19 protein-coding genes and 2 tRNA genes are annotated in these 22,080 nt (G+C 39.3%); 9 read left to right on the top strand and 12 right to left on the bottom strand.

Annotated elements, in window-relative coordinates; all coding sequences use genetic code 11:
- Nucleotides 1–71 precede the first annotated feature (71 nt).
- Complete coding sequence (locus tag GQR55_RS03590; RefSeq protein ID WP_166419462.1) at nucleotides 72–1,682, bottom strand: glycoside hydrolase family 43 protein; 1,611 nt, start codon at nucleotides 1,680–1,682, stop codon at nucleotides 72–74.
- Nucleotides 1,683–1,893: 211 nt separating this feature from the next.
- On the opposite strand from GQR55_RS03590, the gene GQR55_RS03585 reads away from it, so the two are divergent.
- Nucleotides 1,894–2,934: a LacI family DNA-binding transcriptional regulator gene (locus tag GQR55_RS03585; RefSeq protein ID WP_165727822.1), complete on the top strand. Its 1,041-nt coding sequence runs from the start codon at nucleotides 1,894–1,896 to the stop codon at nucleotides 2,932–2,934.
- Nucleotides 2,935–2,995: 61 nt separating this feature from the next.
- Entirely contained in the window at nucleotides 2,996–4,405 is a 1,410-nt protein-coding gene (locus tag GQR55_RS03580) for a sugar porter family MFS transporter (RefSeq protein WP_305137849.1), read from the top strand.
- Nucleotides 4,406–4,791: 386 nt separating this feature from the next.
- On the opposite strand, the gene GQR55_RS03575 is transcribed toward GQR55_RS03580, so the two are convergent.
- The 4 genes from GQR55_RS03575 to GQR55_RS03560 form a co-directional block, all read right to left on the bottom strand.
- Nucleotides 4,792–4,868: transfer RNA gene (locus GQR55_RS03575), tRNA-Val, on the bottom strand.
- Between the two features lie 146 nt (nucleotides 4,869–5,014).
- Nucleotides 5,015–5,091, bottom strand: a tRNA-Val gene (locus GQR55_RS03570).
- Between the two features lie 113 nt (nucleotides 5,092–5,204).
- A complete protein-coding gene (locus tag GQR55_RS03565; RefSeq protein WP_240916824.1) occupies nucleotides 5,205–6,191 on the bottom strand; it encodes a DUF3080 family protein in 987 nt (328 codons plus the stop codon).
- A gap of 40 nt (nucleotides 6,192–6,231) precedes the next feature.
- Complete coding sequence (locus GQR55_RS03560) at nucleotides 6,232–7,602, bottom strand: MATE family efflux transporter (protein ID WP_165739268.1); 1,371 nt, start codon at nucleotides 7,600–7,602, stop codon at nucleotides 6,232–6,234.
- 128 nt (nucleotides 7,603–7,730) lie between these two features.
- On the opposite strand from GQR55_RS03560, the gene GQR55_RS03555 reads away from it, so the two are divergent.
- Nucleotides 7,731–8,357, top strand: a complete 627-nt coding sequence (locus GQR55_RS03555) for a riboflavin synthase subunit alpha (RefSeq protein WP_165727831.1) — start codon at nucleotides 7,731–7,733, stop codon at nucleotides 8,355–8,357.
- Nucleotide 8,358: 1 nt separating this feature from the next.
- Here GQR55_RS03555 and GQR55_RS03550 read toward each other — a convergent pair whose 3' ends face one another.
- Together GQR55_RS03550 and GQR55_RS03545 are read right to left on the bottom strand one after the other, a co-directional pair.
- Nucleotides 8,359–8,562, bottom strand: coding sequence for a CPXCG motif-containing cysteine-rich protein (locus tag GQR55_RS03550; RefSeq protein ID WP_165727832.1), 204 nt, complete (start codon nucleotides 8,560–8,562; stop codon nucleotides 8,359–8,361).
- A gap of 140 nt (nucleotides 8,563–8,702) precedes the next feature.
- On the bottom strand, nucleotides 8,703–9,563 hold the full coding sequence (locus GQR55_RS03545) for a fructosamine kinase family protein (protein WP_166419460.1): 861 nt from the start codon (nucleotides 9,561–9,563) through the stop codon (nucleotides 8,703–8,705).
- Between the two features lie 125 nt (nucleotides 9,564–9,688).
- Here GQR55_RS03545 and GQR55_RS03540 point away from each other — a divergent pair, with 125 nt between their 5' ends.
- From GQR55_RS03540 to GQR55_RS03525, 4 genes are all read left to right on the top strand, one after another.
- Nucleotides 9,689–10,381 carry a DUF445 domain-containing protein gene (locus GQR55_RS03540; protein WP_166419459.1) on the top strand — a complete coding sequence of 231 codons (693 nt, stop codon included), beginning with the start codon at nucleotides 9,689–9,691 and terminating at the stop codon, nucleotides 10,379–10,381.
- A gap of 279 nt (nucleotides 10,382–10,660) precedes the next feature.
- Nucleotides 10,661–11,446 (top strand): hypothetical protein, encoded by a 786-nt coding sequence (locus GQR55_RS03535; protein ID WP_007585117.1) that lies wholly within the window; start codon nucleotides 10,661–10,663, stop codon nucleotides 11,444–11,446.
- A 100-nt stretch (nucleotides 11,447–11,546) separates the two neighbouring features.
- The gene (locus tag GQR55_RS03530; protein WP_166419458.1) at nucleotides 11,547–12,929 is read left to right on the top strand and encodes an amidohydrolase; all 1,383 of its coding nucleotides are present in this window, start codon (nucleotides 11,547–11,549) and stop codon (nucleotides 12,927–12,929) included.
- 12 nt (nucleotides 12,930–12,941) lie between these two features.
- Nucleotides 12,942–14,183: an amidohydrolase family protein gene (locus GQR55_RS03525; RefSeq protein ID WP_166419457.1), complete on the top strand. Its 1,242-nt coding sequence runs from the start codon at nucleotides 12,942–12,944 to the stop codon at nucleotides 14,181–14,183.
- Nucleotides 14,184–14,322: 139 nt separating this feature from the next.
- On the opposite strand, the gene GQR55_RS03520 is transcribed toward GQR55_RS03525, so the two are convergent.
- Together GQR55_RS03520 and cspD are read right to left on the bottom strand one after the other, a co-directional pair.
- Nucleotides 14,323–16,545, bottom strand: coding sequence for an NADP-dependent isocitrate dehydrogenase (locus GQR55_RS03520; RefSeq protein WP_166419456.1), 2,223 nt, complete (start codon nucleotides 16,543–16,545; stop codon nucleotides 14,323–14,325).
- Nucleotides 16,546–17,070: 525 nt separating this feature from the next.
- Entirely contained in the window at nucleotides 17,071–17,289 is a 219-nt protein-coding gene (gene cspD / locus GQR55_RS03515; RefSeq protein WP_002962500.1) for a cold shock domain-containing protein CspD, read from the bottom strand.
- A gap of 209 nt (nucleotides 17,290–17,498) precedes the next feature.
- Between cspD and clpS the strand changes: the two genes are divergently transcribed.
- Nucleotides 17,499–17,807 carry an ATP-dependent Clp protease adapter ClpS gene (gene clpS / locus GQR55_RS03510; protein ID WP_007585109.1) on the top strand — a complete coding sequence of 103 codons (309 nt, stop codon included), beginning with the start codon at nucleotides 17,499–17,501 and terminating at the stop codon, nucleotides 17,805–17,807.
- Nucleotides 17,808–17,875: 68 nt separating this feature from the next.
- Nucleotides 17,876–20,137 carry an ATP-dependent Clp protease ATP-binding subunit ClpA gene (gene clpA, locus GQR55_RS03505; protein ID WP_165741346.1) on the top strand — a complete coding sequence of 754 codons (2,262 nt, stop codon included), beginning with the start codon at nucleotides 17,876–17,878 and terminating at the stop codon, nucleotides 20,135–20,137.
- Between the two features lie 216 nt (nucleotides 20,138–20,353).
- On the opposite strand, the gene infA is transcribed toward clpA, so the two are convergent.
- The 3 genes from infA to aat form a co-directional block, all read right to left on the bottom strand.
- The gene (gene infA / locus GQR55_RS03500) at nucleotides 20,354–20,572 is read right to left on the bottom strand and encodes a translation initiation factor IF-1 (RefSeq protein WP_002962494.1); all 219 of its coding nucleotides are present in this window, start codon (nucleotides 20,570–20,572) and stop codon (nucleotides 20,354–20,356) included.
- Nucleotides 20,573–20,662: 90 nt separating this feature from the next.
- The gene (locus tag GQR55_RS03495) at nucleotides 20,663–21,367 is read right to left on the bottom strand and encodes an arginyltransferase (protein ID WP_166419501.1); all 705 of its coding nucleotides are present in this window, start codon (nucleotides 21,365–21,367) and stop codon (nucleotides 20,663–20,665) included.
- Nucleotides 21,360–22,076, bottom strand: a complete 717-nt coding sequence (gene aat, locus GQR55_RS03490; protein WP_166419455.1) for a leucyl/phenylalanyl-tRNA--protein transferase — start codon at nucleotides 22,074–22,076, stop codon at nucleotides 21,360–21,362. Before aat ends, GQR55_RS03495 begins: the two co-directional genes overlap by 8 nt.
- Between the last annotated feature and the right edge of the window lie 4 nt (nucleotides 22,077–22,080).

The raw sequence follows: 22,080 nt of genomic DNA, 5'->3' as shown, positions 1-22,080 counted from the left end.
GGAGTTACAAAGGAGCTTTAAAAAGCTTTATATCAGCTTTAAATCAACTAATAAACTTAAGTGGCGGCGATTTATTCGCCGCTAGGTTCGTCATAATCAAAAAATGAAAAGTGAGCTTCTTTATTTTGCCCCGATAAGTCTTGGCACGCCATACCAACAAAAGCACCGGTAAAACAAGGGCGATACCCTTGCGGTGATTGCTGTACGTAATCATCAGATAAAATACTACCATCGAGCACTGGGCCAAACGTTATCCAGCAGTTTTCCTCGGTGGCGTAGTAAAACTGCAGCTGAGCGCCATTAAAATCAGCTTTTAAGTAAACAGGTTTGTTTGTTTTAAGCAAAAGCGGTGCAACAGGTGTGCTTGTTTGGTATTTATCGCAGCTAATTATATTTAAATAACGCGGTGTGGTTTCATCGCCTACATCGCCGCCGCTTATATGCAAATAGTAATAATGTGCGGTGTTGTAATAACACACTAGCCCCGCCATCTGCTGAAAGCTGCTCGGCGCAAAATCAACGCATGTACTGCTAACAGTATGTTGAGCCTGTACCCGCCTGGCAATAAAACTTTGCTGATGCAATGAGCTTAAAGACTCTTTACCTACTAGGGTGAGCGATGCTTTTTGAGTATTTTTATAGACCCAACTTTTGCACATGGGTATGCGCAATGACTGAAAATCAACAGTCAGATCATCGTTACTAAAATCAATATGTGCAGGAGGTTGCGGCTGTGGATTTAGCATTAAACCTTCAACGGGTACGTGTATTCTGGGGGCTTTATTTGTGTGTTTTGCATAAGGCCAGCCATCGTCTTTCCAGATTATTTGCTCAATTGCTGTTTCACGCCCTGTAATGCAGCGGCCACGCTCGGTCAGTGGTCTAGATGTTAAAAATACCGTATACCAATCACCGGTTTGTGTTTGAAAAAAATCTCCATGGCCACATTTTTGTAGCGCATTAATCGGCTCATGTACTGCTGTTATTACAGGGTTGTGTGGGTGTACTTGGTAAGGGCCAAATACGTTTTTAGCACGCGCTACACTAATGCAGTGTTCATACCCAGTGCCACCTTCAGCGGTAATTAAATAGTAGTAATCGCCGCGTTTTAAAATATGTGGGCCTTCAGTGCAACCAAGTTCTGTGCCTGAAAATATAGGTTTAACATCGCCTATTAACTTATTGGTTTTTAGGCAAAGCTCTTGCATCACTATGCCACCAAATAGTGCGTTGTTGCGGTGATCAACCAACATGTTGAGTAAATAACTTTTACCGTCATCATCGTGAAAAATAGACGGATCAAAACCACTTGAATTTAAGTAAGTCGCTTGTGACCAGTTACCGGTAATATCAGTGGTTGATACAAAATAGTTTGGTGTGTCTTTCCAAGGGCCATCAAAGCTTTTTACATTGGTATATACCAAATAAAAACACCCATTGTTGTAGCTAAGTTGCGCAGCCCATACGCCGCAAGAGTCGGGCACTCCTCGCATATCGAGTTGCTCTACGGTGTTAAGTGCTTGGCCTATAACTCGCCAATTTACTAAATCGGTAGAGTGGTGAATTTGCACACCGCCAAACCATTCAAATGTTGATGTGGCTATGTAGTAATCGTTATTAACTCTGACAATGTTTGGGTCTGGGTTAAAGCCTCTTAGAATTGGGTTTTGCAGCATGCTCATAATATAGGCCTTTTTAAGTTTTTTATATTATTGGGTGTGGATATTATAAATTTGTTGTTAGCGCTAACATTTTCAGTGTAGTATAAGACTTTGTCAATAAGTAATCATTTAAAACGCGCTGTAAACAATATCAAGCTTTACAATTATGTATAATGAAAATTAAGAAAGTTAATTATAACAATCCACTGATTGTGAGTAGGTAATAACAGTAATGGCCGATCCTAAAAGAGCAAGAATACAAGATGTAGCCGAGCAGGCTGGTGTATCAATGATGACAGTTTCGCGCGTGCTCAACCAAGACAAAAAAGTAAGCGACAAAACCCGCGAAAAAGTAATGGCGGTTGTTGAGCAATTAAACTACCGGCCAAATGTGTCTGCTAGGCGTCTTGCTAGTACTAAGTCATTCTTTTTAGGACTGTTGTACGATAACCCAAGTGACTCTTACATAAGCCAGTTTTTATTGGCAGCGCTTAAAAAATGCCGCGCATTGGGCTATCACCTTGTTGTTGACGAAGCGCATACCGATATTGACAAAACAATTGAATCGGTAAAGCAACTTATTGATGTTACACAGGTTGATGGCATGATTTTACTGCCTCCTATGTGCGACAACGAACAGGTTTTAGATGTTCTTACTAAAGCAAATGTTCCGTTTGTAAGAATAACACCAGATACAAAATTAAATCGCTCCCCTTATATATGCATGGACGATTATCAAGCGGCGTTTGATGTTACAGAGCATTTAATAAATCAAGGGCATAGCAAAATTGCACATATTATTGGCGACACTAAACAAGGTGTAAGCCGTTTGCGTTACCAAGGTTATTTAGATGCATTGCGCTCTAATAAAATAATAACGCCACCTGAGTATATAGAGCAGGGCAGTTTTACCTATCAATCGGGCATGGAAGCGGCAATAAAATTACTTTCGCTTGATGATAAACCAACAGCTATTTTTGCAGCTAACGATGATATGGCGGCCGCTGTAATCTCAATAGCTCAAAAACAAGGTATTAATATTCCAAGCGAACTCTCGGTTGTTGGCTTTGATGACACGCAACTTGCAACCATAGTTTGGCCAAATATTTCTACGGTAAAACAGCCTATTAATGAAATGGCTGAGCTTGCGATTACTTTACTTGCATCGGGTCAGTATAACGATTTAAGCAATGTAAAAAGCTTAGACTTAAGACATATTTTAGATTTTGAATTAATAGAAAGAGAATCAAGCTCAGCCAATAAAAACAACTAAATAAACGAGTACGCACACCCTTTTGAGCTTCAAAATCTATATAAAATAACAACAACACACAATATGGATACTTATGAACGAGAAAGAAAATGTACTTTTAATAGTACTGGTTTGCTTTGTTGCGACCATTGGCGGGTTTTTATTTGGTTTTGACAGCGGTGTAATTAACGGCACGGTTGATGGATTACAAACGGCATTTGGCTCCAGTAGTGCGGGTACGGGATTTAACGTATCGAGCATGCTAATTGGTTGTGCCATTGGTGCGTTTTGCGCAGGTCGGTTAGCTGATAAATTTGGTCGGCGTCCGATATTACTTTTTGCCGCTGCTTTATTTATTATAAGTGCTTGGGGCTCGGGTGTGTCAGTCACCTCGTTTGAATTTGTGATTTATCGCATTTTAGGCGGCTTAGCTGTAGGGGCTGCGTCGGTTATGACCCCAGCTTATATTAGCGAAATTGCCCCGGCGCGATACAGAGGCACGCTCTCTACACTGCAACAAGTGGCTATTATTTTTGGTTTGTTTAGCGCATTTGTGAGTAACTACTTTTTAGCCAATACTGCTGGCGGTTCTACGGCTATATTTTGGCTCGACTTTGAAACATGGCGTTGGATGTTTTGGGTTGAGTTATTACCTGCATGCTTGTTTTTAATCGCTTTATTTTTTATCCCCGAAAGCCCTCGATACTTAATTATGGCTGGTAAAAAAGACGCTGCTGCACGTGTTTTATCGTCATTATATGGTGCTGAAACTGCCGCTCTTAAATTAAATGAAATAGCAGAGTCTCTTGCTGGCGATAAACACCACCCTAAATTATCTGATCTTATTGATAAACCTAAAAAACGTTTACGCCCCATTGTTTGGATAGGAATTGGCTTAGCTACATTTCAGCAATTAGTAGGCATTAACGTTGTTTTTTACTACGGCGCGGTACTTTGGCAAGCAGCCGGTTTTACTGAATCTGACGCGTTACTTATTAATATAATAAGCGGCTTTGTAAGTATTTTAGCGGTGTTTATTACCATGTATTTTATAGACAAAATTGGCAGAAAACCTTTTTTGTTAACCGGCTCAATTGGTATGACGGTGACACTTTCGGTTATTGTTTATGCCTTTTTAAATGCAGATATTGGCTCAACAGGCAACTTAGAATTAGGAGAGCAGGGCATAGTTGCTTTAATAGCCGCTAATGCTTATGTATTCTTTTTTAACTTATCGTGGGGCCCTGTAATGTGGGTTATGTTAGGCGAAATGTTCCCTAACCAAATTCGCGGCTCTGGCCTTGCAGTTACCGGCTTTGCCCAGTGGATAGCTAACTTTTTAATTACCTGGTCGTTCCCTGTTATGCTCACCGGTATTGGTTTAGCAGGGGCTTATGGTTTTTACGCATTTTGCGCGTTTGTTTCAGTTATATTTGTATTTAAGTTTTTACACGAGACCAAAGGCAAAGAGCTTGAACAAATGAAAGGGTAGTATTATCTCTTTAATAAGCGCCAAAACTAAAGCAATAGATAGTTTTGGCGTTGTTAGACTGCTTCACTCGTTAAGCTTTCTTTTTATTAACCTAACACACTTCATAAACTCGCAATAACTATCTTAAAGCACTAAAAATGTGGTTTGGACGTTTTGGTGGAAATCGATAAAACTGTAACTTTTTATAATGTTCATTTGGATCTCAGCTCTAGTTGTTTTTTAAATTTTGGATGAAAGAAATAAACGAGTTGATTAGATGGACTATTTAACTATCTGAAATATAGGCTTTAATTATTGCGACTGAGTGAATTTTAATCACGAACCCTTGGGCCGGGTGATCAAGAGTGGGGAGTGCTTTTTCTTTGGTTTTTATTATTACTTTGAAGTGGTACGACTGAGTGGATTCGAACCACCGACCCCTACCATGTCAAGGTAGTGCTCTAACCAACTGAGCTACAGTCGTACAATTTTATGAAGTGCTAAGATTGTATTTTTATTAAAACTTACTTAAATGTTGGTACGACTGAGTGGATTCGAACTACTGATCCTTGGACCGGGTGGTCAAGAGTAGGTAGTGCTTTTTCCTTCAATTATACTTTTCTTAAATGTTGGTACGACTGAGTGGATTCGAACCACCGACCCCTACCATGTCAAGGTAGTGCTCTAACCAACTGAGCTACAGTCGTATTACTTTATTTAAGTAGGTGTTAATTGCTTAACAACGGCGGCTAATATATAGCGTGGCGGTTGGTGAATCAAGCAAGTTTGTTGTTTTTGAGTTTATTTGCCGTTTTTTTATTCATATTGGGCTTATTTCACACGTTTTATAAAATACTTGCCACCAAACCACATGTTTTTTAGCTGAGCTTTTTAGTAAGTTCAGTAAGTTACTTGTCGAGCCCGTTTTTACTAAGTTATTAATTTGAGGGCTGGAGATACTTTCGTTAAACCAAAGCTCGTTATAAAGCGGTTGTAGTACTTCTAAATAACCAGTTAACTGCGCTTGATAGGGCTGAATTTGTTTTAGGTAAAACTTTTGAAATACGTTGCTCATGATTTTTGCGTTTTTATTGTTTTTACCCTCTGGGCATAGGGTGTTAAAGTTTAGTGTTTTTACAAGCTGTGTGGCGTTGTTGTTTAACACTACCTGTTTACGGGCTGACTGAATTAAAGCTTGGTTAAATTGATATTTATTAAGCTGTTCGAGTGCACTAAAAATAGAATCGCTATTAATTTCACTAAATTCTTTAGCGTTAATTTGCTGCTTAATAAGTACAAGTTGTTTGAGCGCCTGCAAGGTATCACTAAAGCCTGCGGGTTCGCTACTTAGCTCGTTTGATGTTAACAGCCATGTTTTATTAAGCTCTGGTTCTTTAAATAGCATGGCGTTAAAAAAGTGCATTAGGTGTGTTTCTTTGTGGTTTTTGGCAGCGAGTATTTTTGTGTAACTAGGGCTATTTTTATCAAGTGTATTTAAGCAAACCTGCGCACTTTTAATAAAGTTTATTTGATACTTTAATTGCCCCGCAGCACTGGCTGTTTTTCCTAATTGGTTATTATGCTCACTTATAAGCACGTTAAGCTTACATTGGCTAATACCTGCAAGCTCAACGATACTCAATGTTAAGTCACTTTGTGCTATTGGGGTAGGCCGCAGTAAGAGGAGTTGCTTGAGTGACACAGGCTTTGTTGTATTTACATTAACGGTGCTACTTAAGCGCTCAACATAAGTTGCGTTTACACTGCTGGGTGCTTTACTACAGCCGGTAAGCGCAAAAACGAACATTACCAGTATTGTAGCTGGTAATGTTTTCAGGCTGAGTTTATTAGTTTTGATTAAGTGTATCAATTTTAAGAAATTCATATTTTAGACGTTTTTTTACCGTTAGCATTAATAAAATAGCAGCGACACTAAGACCTACTATTATCCCAGTCCAGAAGCCGTGTGGCCCCATGGCTGGCACAATTATGTCTGTTCTTGCCAATACGTAACCTAAACAAAAGCCGATTAACCAATACGATATAAACGTGATATACGATATAGGCGTGGTGTATTTTAACCCTCGAAGTATGCCATTTGCTGCAACTTGTAGTGCATCCGGTAACTGATAAATACACGCTAAAATCATAATTGATGAAGCCAATGCCATTACGGCAGGGCTGTCGGTATAAAGCTGGCTAATTAAATCACGGCCGAGGAATGTTATGAGTGCTAAAAATAATGCAATAGCAATTGCTAAAATATAGCTAGTAGATACCGCAACTTTAAGTTCGGTCATTTTATTTTGGCCAAATAAATTGCCTATACGAATACTTATAGCGATAGATAAGCTCAGCGGCATCATAAATAACAAAGTAGTAACGCTTGCTGCTATTTGATGACCAGAGACTGCAACTGCACCTAAGTGCGCTATAAACAGAGGTATACATGCAAATAAAGTAACTTCAAAAAAAGTGGCTAGTGAGATTGGTATCCCTAATTTTGTAATTATACCAATAGTGGTTAGGTTAGGTTTTTTAAATGATGAAAGCAGGCCTTTGGCATCTACCTTTTTACTTGTGTGGCAATAGGTAACTTGCGCTATTGCCATAACGGTTAAAACAATGGCTGTTGCTATACCACACCCTGCGCCGCCATAAGCGGGTAAGCCAAATAAGCCATTTATAAAAATATAATTTACCGGAATATTTACGGCTAAACCCAGCAGGCTTATATAAAACGCGGGCTTGGTCATACCCATGCCTTCGGTAACGTTTCTGTATACCGTAAAAGTTAAAAAACCAAAAATGCCCCATTTAACAAAGTGAATGTAATCATACGCAAGATTTGCAATCGCTGGGCTGGTGTCTAGTTTAAAAATAATGGTGTCGGCTAAATAGGTAATAGAAAAGCCTACGCAGCATAAAATAGCCGTTAAATAGAGAGCTTGTTGAAAATAATGACTAATACCTTTGCGATCATCGCCACCTGAAAACTGCGCAATAATACCAGTAAGCGCTAATAAAATACCTTGAAGGCCAAGTAAAAGAGGATTCCATATCCCCGTAGCAATAGAAAGTGCAGCTAAATCAGTAGGGCTGACTTGTCCGGCCATGATGGTGTCGACGACCGACATTAAAATAAGAGTTACTTGCGCTAAAAAAACAGGTAAAGCGAGGGAAAGTAAACGCTTGGCTTCCCAATTACAAAAGGTCATAAAAACAGCTAGTTGATAAAATAGGGCGTAATTGTAATCTATTGGGGTTTAAATAAAAATCACAGGAGTGAATGATTTTATGAGTTGATACGTTAAACTAGCACTTTGTAATAATTTAAAGTGATTTTATGTTTACAGGAATAGTGCAAACGCAAGCTACGGTAGTCTCTAAAACTCAAACAGACGGTGTTTTACGCTTAGTTGTATCGGTAAGCGATGAGTACGTTAAGCATTTAGATTTAGGCGCAAGTATTGCTATTAATGGCTGTTGTTTAACCGTTGTGCAAGTTGAGCTAAGTAATCACGATGTGGTGGCGCAAGTGCATTTTGATGTGATTGACGAAACCCTAAAGTTAACTAATTTAGGCCTACTTGAGCTAGGCAGTTTAGTTAATTATGAGCGCTCTGTTACGTTTGGTACTGAGTTGGGTGGGCATATAGTGTCTGGGCATATTCATTGTACGTCACAAATTTCTCAAATAGTGAAGCTTGAGAATAACTGCAAAATACAACTCAGTTTGCCAAAAGAGTGGCAAAAGTATGTGCTATATAAAGGCTTTGTTGCGGTAAATGGCGCAAGCTTAACCGTAGGCGAAGTTGACGAACAAGGCTTTTGGTTACATCTAATTCCAGAAACGCTCGCCATTACAAACATTGATGCAGCGCAAGTGGGTGACAAGTTTAATATTGAAGTTGATCAGCAAACTTACACTATTGTAAATACGGTAGAAAACTACTTACGCCATCAGGCTTAAGTTAAAATATTTGTTCGTCGTCACTGTCTACGTGTAGCTCTAATTTATTGTTAGCATGATCTATATGCATATTTAAATGAATTGGGTTACAACAGGCAGTGCATTCCTCAACGTAGTCTTGATCGCCCATGCTTGCGTCTAAGTCTAAATGTATGTGGTGGCCGCAGTGTGGGCACGTTATTCGTTGTGATAAAAAATCTTTCATAATCACTCCAGTTATAAATAATTAAGTAATTGTGTATATGCTAGCAACTACTTAATGGCTCAAAGCTGAACTCCTTACTTACTGATTAAATATAGTTCTGAATAGCCTATTATGACATTTATTTTACGCAGAAAATTGTATTAAATGAGCAGCTTTTCTATATGTTGTTTAGCTTCAGTAAGATAGTGCCCGGCAAATATATTAGCGTGATTTAAAATAGGGTATAGCTGGTATATTAACTTACGTTTTTCGTAATTTTGAGAAAGCGGGTAGTGCGCGTTATAGGCGCTATAAAAGTCTTTTGGCAGTGGCGCAAATAGTTCGCTCATTGCAATATCAACTTCCCGATCACCATAATAACAAGCCGGGTTAAATACCGTTGGCTCTGCTTTTAAAAAGCCCATATTTCCTCGCCAAAAATCGCCATGTAATAATGAAGGTTCTACTTGGTGACTATGCAGCTGTTCTTTAACGGCATTAATTAAGCGCTCGGGTTCAATAAAGTTAATGCCTTTTTCAGCGAGTAACTGTAATTGCCACCCTATACGCTCTTCGGCGTAAAATACATCCCATTTTTTATGCCAGCGATTAGGTTGTATGGTAGTGGCTATATAGTTGTCTACATCAAAACCAAACATGGCTTGGTCGTGTTTTTGATGCATTTTAGCGAGGCTGCTTCCCATAGTTGCCCACGTGTTGTGGGGTTGTTTATCTAAAACAAGCCACTGTAAAACAATAAACGAAAACTCTATATTTGCACCGGTTGTAATACATTCAGGGACTTTAAAATTACTATTTTGCGCTAAAAGCTTTAAGCCAATAAATTCACTTTCTAAACGCTCGAGTTCGCTTTTTAATGCTATTTTAACGAAGAAGTTATGCGTACCATTGGTAATATGAAATAGTTTGTCGGTATTTGTACTTTGTAATTGGCGTTTATAGGTGTGTTTAAAGTCAAAACTAATGGCTTGGCTGATGTGCTCATTTACTGTTTTCCACATAACAATTGCTCGCCTTTTAAACAGATACTTAAACTATGGCAAAAAGGTATTAATTTAACAATCTAAACGTTGTAAAATTAATGACTATATTGCATAAAAATTACACTTACTGTAATGGAGTAAAAATGAACAAAAGTTTAATAACCAATTTGCTAGCGGGTTTATGTGTTGTTGTAGGTTTTATGTTTAACCAAGCAATTGTGTTATCTGTTGGTTTATTTGCACTTTCTGGCGCGGTAACTAATTTATTAGCTATTCATATGTTGTTCGAAAAAGTCCCGTTTTTATATGGCTCGGGTGTTATTGCGCTTAAGTTTGAAAGCTTTAAAGTAGCTATACGAAACCTAATATTAACGGAGTTTTTTTCAGAGCAAAAAATTAATAATTTACTCAATAAAGTGCAGCCCAATATCGACTTTGAGCCAATAATTAGCAATGTTGATTTAAACCCTGCATTCGACAATTTACTTGTCGTTATTGAAGAATCTCAGTTTGGTAGCATGTTAGGTATGTTTGGCGGCACTGCAGCAATAGAGCCAATGCGTGAAAAGTTTATTGAAAAAATGCAATTGTCGCTTAGTGAAATTTCCCAAACTGACGATTTTAAAGCATTAGTAAGCCAAACACTCTCACAAGGTAATAGCGCAGAGAGTCTACATAAAACAGTGCTTAAATTAGTTGATGAGCGCTTAGATGAGCTTACCCCAAAAATGGTTAAAGAGATTATTCAAACCATGATCCGCGAGCACTTAGGCTGGCTTGTAGTGTGGGGTGGTGTGTTTGGTGGTTTATTTGGTTTAATAGCGGCCGTGATTTAAATATAGCTACTGATACCAATTAAAAAAATAATCATTTTATCGCATTAAATAGCGCACTTACTGCATTAAAAATTGTTCGTATACGAGTGCATGGATGCAGGAGGTAGAGCAATGCAGGGAGCAATTAGTGATAGCAACTACACGTTATAATTTCGCCTTATTATTGCGCTACTTTATTAGCGCAATAATAGATAACTAATTTAATGCAATTTGTATGACTTATTTTTTCAGGCTGTTATTATCGCCCCCATAATTTAGTCGTGTTTTTTAGGAGCAACGGTGAGCAAAACGTTAGCCAGTTATTATCAGCAAGCATACGCTTGCGATCAGCAGCATTTTAACCAGTGTTTTTATTGTGGTTGTGAAGCAACAGAGCGCGACCATTGTCCGCCGCTGCATATGCTACAAAGCATTGTTGATTTAGGTGAAGAGGCTGACTTTATATCTATTCCTGCGTGTTATGAGTGCCATGCGCTTTTACATAACGAAAGGCTGATGACGATTGATGAGCGTTTCACTAAAATGAAAAAAAAGCTTGCCACTAAATACGCAAAACCTCTGCGTGTTTATAACATGTGGGAAGAAAACGAACTTGGCGACATGAGCGATGAGTTTGCCCATAGTATTCAAGCAGGTATGAAATTAGGAAAAGAAGCGGCTGAGCGTTTAGCGTTTACTGGTTTTAGCTATGCCACAGAAGATGCCAAAGTCGCTGTACGCGAAAAAACGAAAGAATTTGATGTAGAAGGCATGATATTTACCGACTTTAAAGAGGCGTTAAATTACTGCATTAATGACTTAAACGTACAAAAAAGTGACTTTTATAAAATATTGGTTGAAGACTACCAAGGCGATTTTAATAAAGCATTGAGCCAGTATCGTCACCGCCATGACAAAGTAACTGCGGCTAAAGATGGTAATACAATTATTAAAGATTTTTCAAAGCTACATAAGCAAAACTCTGATTTTGTAACCCGTACGGTTAAGCATTTTATAAGCAAAGATCCATCGCTTACAACCGAAGGTGCGCTTGAAAAGTTGTATAACAATTATATAAAGAAATAATTACAGATATTCATCTTAATTAACTGCGTTTTCACCTGTTTTTTTGGCTTTATTCCTTAGCTTTCGCTAAAGTAGCAAAAAAACAGGAGATCCAAACAACATGCAAAAATTTGCACCTTCTTTATTAGCAGTTGGCTTAGCTGCTGCACTTGTAGGTTGCCAAGAAAACGGCCCGCAAGACGATAAAATAACAATCAACAAAAATCCTTACCCAAGCACTTATCAGCCCGTAGCTACATCAAGCACACTTATTACAAATGCAACAGTACTTACCGGTACTGGTGAGCGTTTAGATGATGCTGACGTATTGCTTGTTGATGGCAAAGTACAACAAGTAGGTAAAGACTTAACTGCTACTGCTGATATTACAATTGATGCACAAGGCAAATGGGTAACACCGGGTATTATTGACGTGCATTCGCATTTAGGTGCCTACCCAAGCCCGTCGGTTGAGTCGCATCAAGATGGCAACGAAATGACCAGCCCTAACACTGCTGAAGTGTGGGTTGAGCATTCTATTTGGCCACAAGATCCAGGCTTTAACCGTGCTCGCGAAGGCGGTATTACTTCTCTGCAAATTTTACCAGGCTCAGCTAACTTATTTGGTGGACGCGGCGTTACGCTTAAAAATGTACCTGCACACACTATGCAAGGCATGAAGTTTCCTGATGCGCCATACGGTTTAAAAATGGCGTGTGGTGAAAACCCTAAACGTGTTTATGGTCGTCAAGGTGTATTGCCTTCAACCCGTATGGGTAATATGGCAGGTTATCGCATGGCGTGGGCTGAAGCCGCTGAGTACAAACGTGCATGGGATAAATACGATGCCGATTATGAAGCAGGTTTAAACCCAGAAGCACCAGTACGTGATATTAAACACGATACGCTGCGTGGTGTGCTTGAAGGCGAAGTACGTATTCATAATCATTGTTATAAAGCCGAAGAAATGGCAATGATGATTGACCTGTCAAAAGAATTTAATTATGACGCGGGTACGTTCCATCACGGTGTAGAAGCATATAAAATTGCTGACCTACTTGCTGAGAATGGCTCGTGTGCTGCACTTTGGCCAGACTGGTGGGGCTTTAAAATGGAAGCCTACGACATGGTTCAAGAAAACGTGGCTATTGTTGATGCAGTTAAAAATTCATGTGCGGTTGTTCACTCAGATTCAGATACAACAATTCAGCGCTTAAACCAAGAAGCGGGCAAGGTTATGTACCGCGCTAACGAAAATGGTTTTGATATTTCTGAGCAGCACGCTATTAAATGGATCACGGCTAACGCGGCTAAATCACTTGGTATTGATGACAAAACAGGTTCACTAGAAGCCGGTAAGCAGGGCGATGTGGTTATTTGGAATCAAAGCCCATTTAGTGTTTATGCTAAAGCTGAACAAGTGTTTGTTGATGGTGCAAAGGTTTACGATAGAAACGACAGCGCGTATCAAGCAACAAGTGATTTTATGTTAGGTCAACAATAAGGAGCACCCAGAATGAAAAATTTATCACGTTCGTTTTCGCTTTCTCTGGTTGCTGCAGGATTATTAGCATCTGGTGCTGTAAGCGCACAATCGCTAGCAATTATTAATGCAACATTGCATACGTCATCAGATCAAGGCGTATTAGAAGCGGCAAGCATTGTCATGACAGATGGCAAAATCACAGCAATTAACCCAACTGAAGTTAAAGCCGATAAAGTTATTGATGCAAAGGGTCAAATTGTAACCCCTGGCTTTATTGCAAGTATTAATCAACTTGGTTTAGTTGAAGTAAGTGCAGTTGCGGGCTCTCGCGATGCAGGCGAGGAAAAGGCTGGTATTGATTTTGATGTAAGCTTGGCTTACAACGCACATTCGAGCTTAATTCCTTATGCGCGTAAAGGCGGTGTAACACGCGATGTAATTACCCCTCATGGCGGCGATAGCATTTTTTCAGGCCTTGCTAGTGTTGTTGATTTAAGTGGTAGTTTTGACAGCAACATGCAAAAACAAGCGGCTTTAATTGTTTACTTAGGTGAGCGTAGTAAAGGTTCTCGTGCTTTTACTTTGCAAACACTTATTAATAAGCTTGATGAGCACAAAACTAAAGCCGGTAAAAAAGCTAAAAAAGATGACGACAAGCCAAGTACTGAAGACAAAGTAATGGCAAAAGTTCTCAGTGGCGAAATGCCATTAGTGGTTGGCGTATCGCGTGCGGCAGATATTATTGAGCTTATTAAAGTAAAAGAGCAATTTGGTATTAACTTAGTACTTAACGGTGCACAAGACGCTGTTGTAGTCAAAGAGCGCGTTGCTAAAGCAAATATCCCAGTAATTATTAGTGCAATGGATAGCTTACCAGCAAGTTTTGATTCGCTTCATGCGAGTTTAGATAATGCAGGCGTGCTTGAAAAAGCAGGCGTAAAAGTATTATTAACAGTAGGCGGCGATGCAAGCCACAACATTTACCAGCTGCGTTTTGATGCTGGTAATGCTGTATCGTACGGTATGAGCCAAGAGGGCGCGTTAAAAGCGGTTACATCAAACGTTGCTGATGTATTTGGTATTAATGCAGGTAGCCTTGAAGTAGGTAAAGCAGCTGACGTAGTAATGTGGAGTAATGACCCGTTTGAACTCAGCAGCCACGTGAATAAAATGTTTATTAATGGCGTTGAGGTATCTACACAATCTCGCCAAGATAAACTGCGTGACCGTTATATGACTGATTCAAAAATGCCACGTGCATATACCAAGTAATTAATATACTAAATAATTAAATTAAGTTTAATTATTTTAAAGGCCGCTATTTGTAAAATAGCGGCCTTTTTTATAAAATTTAGGCACAAAAAAGCCGCTTACTTTTACAAGTAAGCGGCTTTTTAATTCAAACTAATATTTATACTAATTTAGCAAGAATATCGTTAAATGTAGTGCTTGGACGCATTGCTTTAAACGCAGCATCGTCATTAGGTAGGAAGTATCCGCCTAAATCAACTGCAGGGCCTTGCGCATCGTTAAGCTCACTTACGATTTTATCTTTATTAGACTCAAGGTCGCTAGCGATTTGAGTAAACTGTGCTTTAAGTTCACTGTCGTCATTTTGCTTAGCAAGTTCTTGTGCCCAGAATAAAGATAGGAAGAAATGAGAACCACGGTTATCAATTTCTTTCACTTTACGTGAAGGAGACTTGTTTTCTGCTAAGAAAGTGCCTGTTGCTTTATCTAGTGTATCAGCAAGTACTTGTGCCTTGTTGTTACCCGTCGTTACGCTAAGGTGCTCAAGAGAAGCAGCAAGTGCTAAAAATTCACCTAAAGAATCCCAACGTAAGTGGTTTTCTTTTTCGAATTGTTGAACATGCTTAGGTGCAGAACCACCCGCGCCAGTTTCAAATAAGCCACCACCGTTCATAAGTGGAACAATTGAAAGCATTTTAGCACTTGTACCTAGCTCTAAAATTGGGAATAAATCTGTTAGGTAATCACGTAAAACATTACCTGTTACAGAAATAGTGTCTTTACCTTCTTTAATACGCGCTAATGAGAACAATGTTGCTTCAAGCGGTGCTAAAATTTGAATGTCTAGGCCAGCTGTATCGTGATCTGGTAGGTATTTATTTACTTTTTTGATTAGCTCAGCATCATGTGCACGGTTTTCGTCTAACCAGAAAATAGCTGGAACGCCCGTTGCGCGTGCACGGCTTACTGCAAGTTTAACCCAATCTTGGATTGGTGCATCTTTAGCCTGACACATGCGCCAAATATCGCCTTGCTCAACACTGTGCTCAAGTAATGTAGTACCGTTTGCATCAACAACACGGATAGAACCATCTGCTTTAGCTTCAAACGTTTTATCGTGTGAACCATATTCTTCAGCTTTTTGAGCCATAAGGCCAACGTTTGGAACGCTACCCATAGTCGTTGGATCAAACGCGCCGTTTTCTTTACAAAAATCAATAGTTGCTTGGTAAATACCTGAGTAACAACGATCTGGAATTACAAAGCTTGTGTCTTGTAATTTACCATCGTTATTCCACATTTGACCGCTTGAACGGATTGCAGCAGGCATAGACGCATCGATGATCACGTCACTTGGTACGTGCAGGTTTGTAATACCTTTATCAGAGTCAACCATAGCAATAGCAGGGCGGTTAGCGTAAACAGCTTGAATGTCTGCTTCAATTTCTTCGCGCTTAGCGTCGTCTAATGTTTGAATTTTAGAATATACATCGCCTAAACCATTATTTACATCAACACCTAGCTCTTCAAAAAGCTCACCGTGTTTAGCAAATACATCTTTGTAGAATACTTTTACAGCGTGACCAAAGATGATTGGATCAGATACTTTCATCATTGTCGCTTTCATGTGAAGCGAGAATAAAACACCTTTTTCTTTAGCAGCATCAATTTCTGCAGCTAAGAAAGCTTGAAGCTTAGAAGCGCTGATGCTTGATGCATCAATAACTTCGCCAGCTAACAGCGGCGTGCTTTGTTTAAGTACTGTAACGTCGCCGTTAGTTGCAACATGTTCAATACGTACATCAGTGGCTGCATCAACAGTGACTGACTTTTCTGAACCAAAGAAATCGCCTTCGCTCATGCTTGCAACGTAAGACTCTGAATCTTTGCTCCACGCACCCATTGAATGTGGGTTGTTACGTGCATATTCTTTTACAGAACCTGGCGCGCGACGATCTGAGTTACCTTCACGTAGTACTGGGTTTACTGCACTGCCTTTAATTTTGTCGTAAGCAGCTTGAATTGCTTTTTCTTCATCATTTTTAGGTTCAACAGGGTAATCTGGAAGTGCATAACCTTGTGCTTGAAGCTCTTTAATTACAGCGCGAAGCTGTGGTACAGATGCACTGATGTTTGGTAATTTGATGATGTTTGCTTCTGGTGTTTTAGCAAGCTCGCCAAGTTCAGCTAGTGCATCACCAATGCGTTGTTCTGGTGTTAAATAATCAGGGAAGCTAGCAATTACACGACCTGCTAATGAGATATCGCGAGTTTCAACTTCAACACCGGCCGCATTTGTATATGCTTGGATGATCGGTAGCAACGAATAAGTTGCTAGTGCCGGAGCTTCGTCCGTTTTTGTATAGATAATTTTTGATGTCATCATCATTCCTAGATAGTCGACCGATAAGGTCTTATTCAACAATGCAAAGAAAATCATTACTGATGAGTGAGTACATATTATTAAACGAGTTAATGCACACGTACGCTCGTAATGAATAGTTTGTTAGGTGTTGGTACTCAGCGTTGCTCTTTTATAAAAGCAGAATAGTCACACCTGACGAACTGGAATTGTATTTATAGCTAAAAAATTAACAAAAATAAATCAGCCTTTAGCCTAGTACATATATAAGAGGCGACAAGTTGGATTAGTTGCTGCGTTAATACGCAATTTTTAGCACTAAGAGTGTAACAAGCTTAAATAAAAAGGGCTAGAGTTTGAGCATGCCCAATAAGCAGTTAAACAATCAACTCTTAGAACATTGGGGTATATAAAATAAATTCAAGGAAAAGGGTTGAATTTGAATGAAAAGAGGCAATAAATAGGGGAGAAGAGATAAGTTAGTATGCTTAAGGAATTAAGCGAGGATCTTAAAAGGTCACTCGCTTTAGTCGAACAAAACAATAGTCACTCAATAATGTCACCATCTGGGGCAATATTTTTAGCGTGTAGACCTTTAGGTCCTTGTTCTAATTCGAATGTTACATCTTGACCAGCTTTAAGCGTTTTATAACCGTCCATTACAATTGTTGAGTAATGAGCGAAAATATCATTCTCGCAGCCGTCTTCTACGATGAAACCAAAACCTTTAGCGTTATTGAACCATTTAACTTTACCGCAAGCCATACTTCTACATCCTTCAATAAGTTGACTAATTTAGTTATTCTAAATTGTATTATTTGCTAGACTGACTAAGGTTTAATCAATCTACGTTTGACTGTAGTTTATTTAGCCAACCAGTCAAGTGTTTTGAGTTATTTTTTTAACATTTTATTTATTTTTTATTCAAGTTTGCTTGAGTTACAAAGACAAGACTATATTTAATTATGAGTGGTATGAAAGATTCAGGTGTTATCGACACAGTTCGCGACAGTGAAAAGCAAAAGCTACAGCCGCCGCGAAAATATAAAGTTGTTTTAAATAACGACGACTACACGCCGATGGACTTTGTAATAGAAGTTTTAACGACGTTTTTTAATATGGATAGCGATAGAGCAACCGACGTGATGCTTCAGGTTCATGAAAAAGGTAAGGGTATATGCGGTGTTTACAGCGCTGACGTAGCCCATACTAAAGCTGAACAAGTTAACCGCTACGCGCGTGATAACGAGCATCCACTGCTTTGTAGTTGTGAGCAGGAATAAATACCAGTTAGGGTGATCAAACATCCGATTGTTGTGGTATAAATTATTATCTCAGTAAGGGGTTGCCAATGCTAAACAAAGACTTAGAACTCACATTAAATGCCGCGTTTCGTGAAGCGCGCACTCGCCGTCATGAGTTTATGACCGTAGAGCACCTTTTACTTGCGCTGTTAGATAATCCTTCTGCAGGAGAAGCACTAAACGCGTGTGGTGTTAATATTTCTGGTTTAAAAACCGAATTATTAGAATTTATTGACGAAACAACACCCGTCATTCCAGATTTAGAAGAAGAGCGTGAAACTCAGCCAACACTTGGTTTTCAACGTGTACTACAACGTGCTGTGTTCCATGTGCAATCGTCAGGCAAAAATGAAGTTACAGGCGTAAACGTACTAGTCGCTATTTTTTCTGAGCAAGAAAGCCAAGCTGTTTACTTACTTAAAAAGCACGATGTATCGCGCTTAGATATTGTTAACTTTATTTCGCACGGTATTTCTAAAGCTGATGATGAATTAGGTAACGACAGCGACGATATTCATGATGAAGTGCAAGAAGTTCAAAACGAAGAAGCAAGCAAGCTAGACAGCTTTACAACAAACTTAAACGTTCAAGCACGTGAAGGTAACATTGACCCACTGATCGGGCGCGACAGCGAAGTAGAGCGCACGGTACAAGTATTGTGTCGTCGTAAAAAGAATAACCCATTACTTGTTGGTGAAGCGGGCGTTGGTAAAACAGCCATTGCTGAAGGCTTAGCGTATCGCATTGTTAATAAGCAAGTACCAGAAGTAATTGCAGATGCCGTTGTGTACTCGCTAGATATGGGTGCATTGCTTGCTGGTACTAAATACCGTGGCGACTTTGAAAAGCGTTTTAAAAGCTTATTAAAAGAGCTACAAGCAGAGCCTGGGTCTATTTTATTTATTGATGAAATACATACTATTATTGGTGCCGGCGCGGCGTCTGGTGGTGTTATGGACGCATCAAACTTGCTTAAACCACTGCTTTCTAGTGGTAAGTTACGTTGTATGGGTTCAACAACTTACAACGAGTATAAAAATATTTTTGAGAAAGACCGTGCATTGGTACGTCGCTTCCAAAAAATTGACGTACTTGAGCCAAGTGTTGCCGATACCACTAAAATATTAAACGGCTTAAAAGAGCGTTACGAAGAGCACCATGGTATTCGTTACACTCAAAAAGCATTAAAAGCAGCCGCAGAGCTTAGTGCTAAATATATTAATGAGCGCCACTTGCCAGATAAAGCAATTGATGTAATTGATGAAGCCGGTGCAAGTCAGCGCTTGCAACCTAGCTCTAAACGTAAAAAAACCATTGGCGTAGCAGATATAGAACTAATTATATCTAAAATGGCACGTATTCCTGCGCAAAGTGTATCGTCAACAGATAAAGAAACGCTTAAAAACTTAGACCGTAACCTTAAAATGCTCGTGTTTGGGCAAGATCAATCTATTGATGCGCTTACATCAGCTATTCGCTTATCTCGCTCTGGTTTATCGAGCGAAGAAAAACCAGTAGGTTCGTTCTTGTTTGCAGGGCCTACCGGTGTGGGTAAAACAGAAGTAACTAAGCAACTTGCTAAATGTATGGGTGTTGAGTTTATTCGTTTTGATATGTCGGAATATGTAGAACGCCATGCAATAAGCCGATTAATTGGTGCACCACCAGGGTATGTTGGTTTTGAACAAGGTGGTTTATTAACAGAAGCTGTGATTAAAAATCCACATGCAGTTGTACTACTAGATGAGATTGAAAAAGCGCATCCAGACATTTACAACATTTTGCTACAGGTTATGGATCACGGTACATTAACCGATAATAACGGTCGTAAAGCTGATTTTAGAAACGTAGTGGTTGTAATGACTACCAATGCGGGCGTTCAAGAAACTACGCGTAAGTCGATTGGTTTTACAGAGCAAGATCATACGCACGATGCAATGGGTGCAATTAATAAAGTATTTTCACCAGAATTTAGAAACCGTTTAGATAACATCATTTGGTTTAATCACCTTGAACGTGAAGTTATTCTACTGGTGGTTGATAAATTTATTGTGGAACTGCAATCGCAGCTTGATAAAAAATCAGTTAACCTTGAGCTTACGTCTAAAGCGCGTGAATGGCTTGCTGATAAAGGCTACGATAAAGCGATGGGTGCACGTCCAATGGCGCGTGTTATTCAAGAAGAGCTTAAAAAGCAGCTTGCTAACGAAATACTCTTTGGTGAACTTGTTGATGGCGGTACGGTTAAAGTATCAGTTAAAGACAAGAAGATTCACTTTGATTACGAGAGCAGTCTAACGCCTGCGTAAAGCTTGTTGTTAAAAAGTTTAGTTAAATAAAATGGCCCGCTAAATAATAGCGGGCCATTTTTTTTGACTTTATTTATAGGCAACAAAAAACCCAGTAAAAACTGGGCTTTTTGTTTATTAAATGTAATTGCTAGTCAATATCTATCAATTACATTTAATAAACGCTTAAAGCTAGTTAAATACTAGCCAAAAACTAAATCTCGTTTACGCACTTACTTAGCGAGCACGGAATACGATACGACCCTTTGATAAATCGTAAGGAGTCATTTCTACCGTTACTTTATCGCCGGTTAAAATACGGATATAGTTTTTGCGCATTTTGCCTGAAATATGAGCCACAACTACGTGACCATTTTCTAGCTCAACTCGGAACATTGTATTTGGTAAAGTATCAAGGACAGTCCCTTGCATTTCGATTACGTCTTCTTTCGCCATGTTTAGCGTAACACCTCTTTAATAGTTAAACGCTGCAGATTTTGCCCAAAATACACCAATAAGTAAAGGCGCAGGGGCTATATTTGCAAATTAAATAGCCACCCACTCATCATTGAGCTGTTTTTGGGCAGGTAAAAACTGAGTTTTGTACTTCATTTTGTCGCATTCGTCTATTTGATAGCCTAAGTACACGTATTGTTTATTTTGCTCTTTAGCAAACTTAAGTTGCTCTAATATCATTACCGAGCCTAAGCTATAGTGTTCAAAGTCGGGGTCAAAAAAAGTATAGATTGCTGAAATAGCGCTGTTCATACAATCAGTTACAGCAACGGCAACTAAAGTATCTTCATGCCATAGTTCAATAAATGTGATTTTGAGCCAACTGCAAAGTAAAAAACTTTGAAACTGTTCTTTTTCAGGAGGATACATACTTCCGTCTTGATGACGCATAGATATGTACTTGCTATAAAGTGGATAGTACTCAGGTCGCTCTTGCGTTGAATATTTTATCTCAAACTGTGTTTTTGCTTTGTTTAGTTTACGTTTTTGCGATTTTGAGGGCATAAACTCTTGTGCTAATACACGTACAGAACTACATGCACTGCATATTGGGCAATGCGGACGGTATATTTGATTACCACTGCGACGAAATCCCAAGCCTAATAATGACTCAAATTTGTCGGTGCTGTAGCAACTAGGATCAAGAATAACTAAAAGTTGCTCTTGTCTGTTGGGTAAATAACTACAGTCAAACTCTTGGGTTAAACCAACACGTGCAGGAAGTTGCTCATTCATAGATTGCGTCAAGTTCTTGTGGCTCCCACATAATAGGGTTAACAGTATAGTTATGTGCAGCTTTTAGTTTAGTCAAAAATGTTGAACGGGGGATTACTTGTGCACCCAGGGTCATTAAATAAGGATTTTCTAGCTGGCAATCAATAAAATGTGCATCATGACGTTTAAGCCAATTTACCAATGCCCACATAGCAAGTTTGGAGCAATTAGTTTGATGATGAAACATCGACTCGCCACAAAATACCCCATTTTGCATTATGCCGTATAAGCCACCTGCAAGCTCTCCGTTACTCCATACCTCTAAACTATGTGCAATGCCAGCATGGTGCGCGTTAACGTAAGCGTCGAGCATGTCAGAGGTGATCCAGGTGCCATCGGTATCAAGGCGTTGATCGCGACAGGCTTCTATCACTTCCTCAAAGGCATTATTAATAGTTACTCTAACAGGGTGTTTTTTTAAATGCTTACGCAGGCTCTTACTTATATGAAAATCATTAAGCTCAAAAATGCCTCGCTCACTTGGCGACCACCACATAATAGGCTCATCTTCACTAAACCAAGGGAATATTCCGTTTTTGTAGGCATTACTTAGCCGAGGCAAGCTTAAATCGCCACCAATTGCTAACAAGCCATCAGGGGATTCTAATGCGTATTCCGGGTTGGGGAATGCTATATCGGTTTCGCTTAATTGGTATAGCTGATTTCTCATACAG

This window comes from Pseudoalteromonas sp. Z1A8 (assembly GCF_011378855.1).
Classification (GTDB): Bacteria; Pseudomonadota; Gammaproteobacteria; order Enterobacterales; family Alteromonadaceae; genus Pseudoalteromonas.
The sequence above is the reverse complement of the archived record's forward strand: the minus strand, read 5'-3'. Positions and strand labels throughout refer to the sequence as shown.

Bases quoted from the DNA above. Each gene is read 5' to 3' on its own strand.
- clpA (WP_165741346.1), top strand. From the start codon at position 17,876: ATGCTAAACAAAGACTTAGAACTCACATTAAATGCCGCGTTTCGTGAA.
- GQR55_RS03530 (WP_166419458.1), top strand. From the start codon at position 11,547: ATGCAAAAATTTGCACCTTCTTTATTAGCAGTTGGCTTAGCTGCTGCA.
- GQR55_RS03585 (WP_165727822.1), top strand. From the start codon at position 1,894: ATGGCCGATCCTAAAAGAGCAAGAATACAAGATGTAGCCGAGCAGGCT.
- GQR55_RS03555 (WP_165727831.1), top strand. From the start codon at position 7,731: ATGTTTACAGGAATAGTGCAAACGCAAGCTACGGTAGTCTCTAAAACT.
- GQR55_RS03495 (WP_166419501.1), bottom strand. From the start codon at position 21,367: ATGAATGAGCAACTTCCTGCACGTGTTGGTTTAACCCAAGAGTTTGAC.
- GQR55_RS03565 (WP_240916824.1), bottom strand. From the start codon at position 6,191: ATGTTCGTTTTTGCGCTTACCGGCTGTAGTAAAGCACCCAGCAGTGTA.
- GQR55_RS03520 (WP_166419456.1), bottom strand. From the start codon at position 16,545: ATGACATCAAAAATTATCTATACAAAAACGGACGAAGCTCCGGCACTA.
- GQR55_RS03550 (WP_165727832.1), bottom strand. From the start codon at position 8,562: ATGAAAGATTTTTTATCACAACGAATAACGTGCCCACACTGCGGCCAC.
- GQR55_RS03540 (WP_166419459.1), top strand. From the start codon at position 9,689: ATGAACAAAAGTTTAATAACCAATTTGCTAGCGGGTTTATGTGTTGTT.
- clpS (WP_007585109.1), top strand. From the start codon at position 17,499: ATGAAAGATTCAGGTGTTATCGACACAGTTCGCGACAGTGAAAAGCAA.
- cspD (WP_002962500.1), bottom strand. From the start codon at position 17,289: ATGGCTTGCGGTAAAGTTAAATGGTTCAATAACGCTAAAGGTTTTGGT.
- infA (WP_002962494.1), bottom strand. From the start codon at position 20,572: ATGGCGAAAGAAGACGTAATCGAAATGCAAGGGACTGTCCTTGATACT.
- GQR55_RS03560 (WP_165739268.1), bottom strand. From the start codon at position 7,602: ATGACCTTTTGTAATTGGGAAGCCAAGCGTTTACTTTCCCTCGCTTTA.
- GQR55_RS03545 (WP_166419460.1), bottom strand. From the start codon at position 9,563: ATGTGGAAAACAGTAAATGAGCACATCAGCCAAGCCATTAGTTTTGAC.
- GQR55_RS03590 (WP_166419462.1), bottom strand. From the start codon at position 1,682: ATGAGCATGCTGCAAAACCCAATTCTAAGAGGCTTTAACCCAGACCCA.
- GQR55_RS03525 (WP_166419457.1), top strand. From the start codon at position 12,942: ATGAAAAATTTATCACGTTCGTTTTCGCTTTCTCTGGTTGCTGCAGGA.
- aat (WP_166419455.1), bottom strand. From the start codon at position 22,076: ATGAGAAATCAGCTATACCAATTAAGCGAAACCGATATAGCATTCCCC.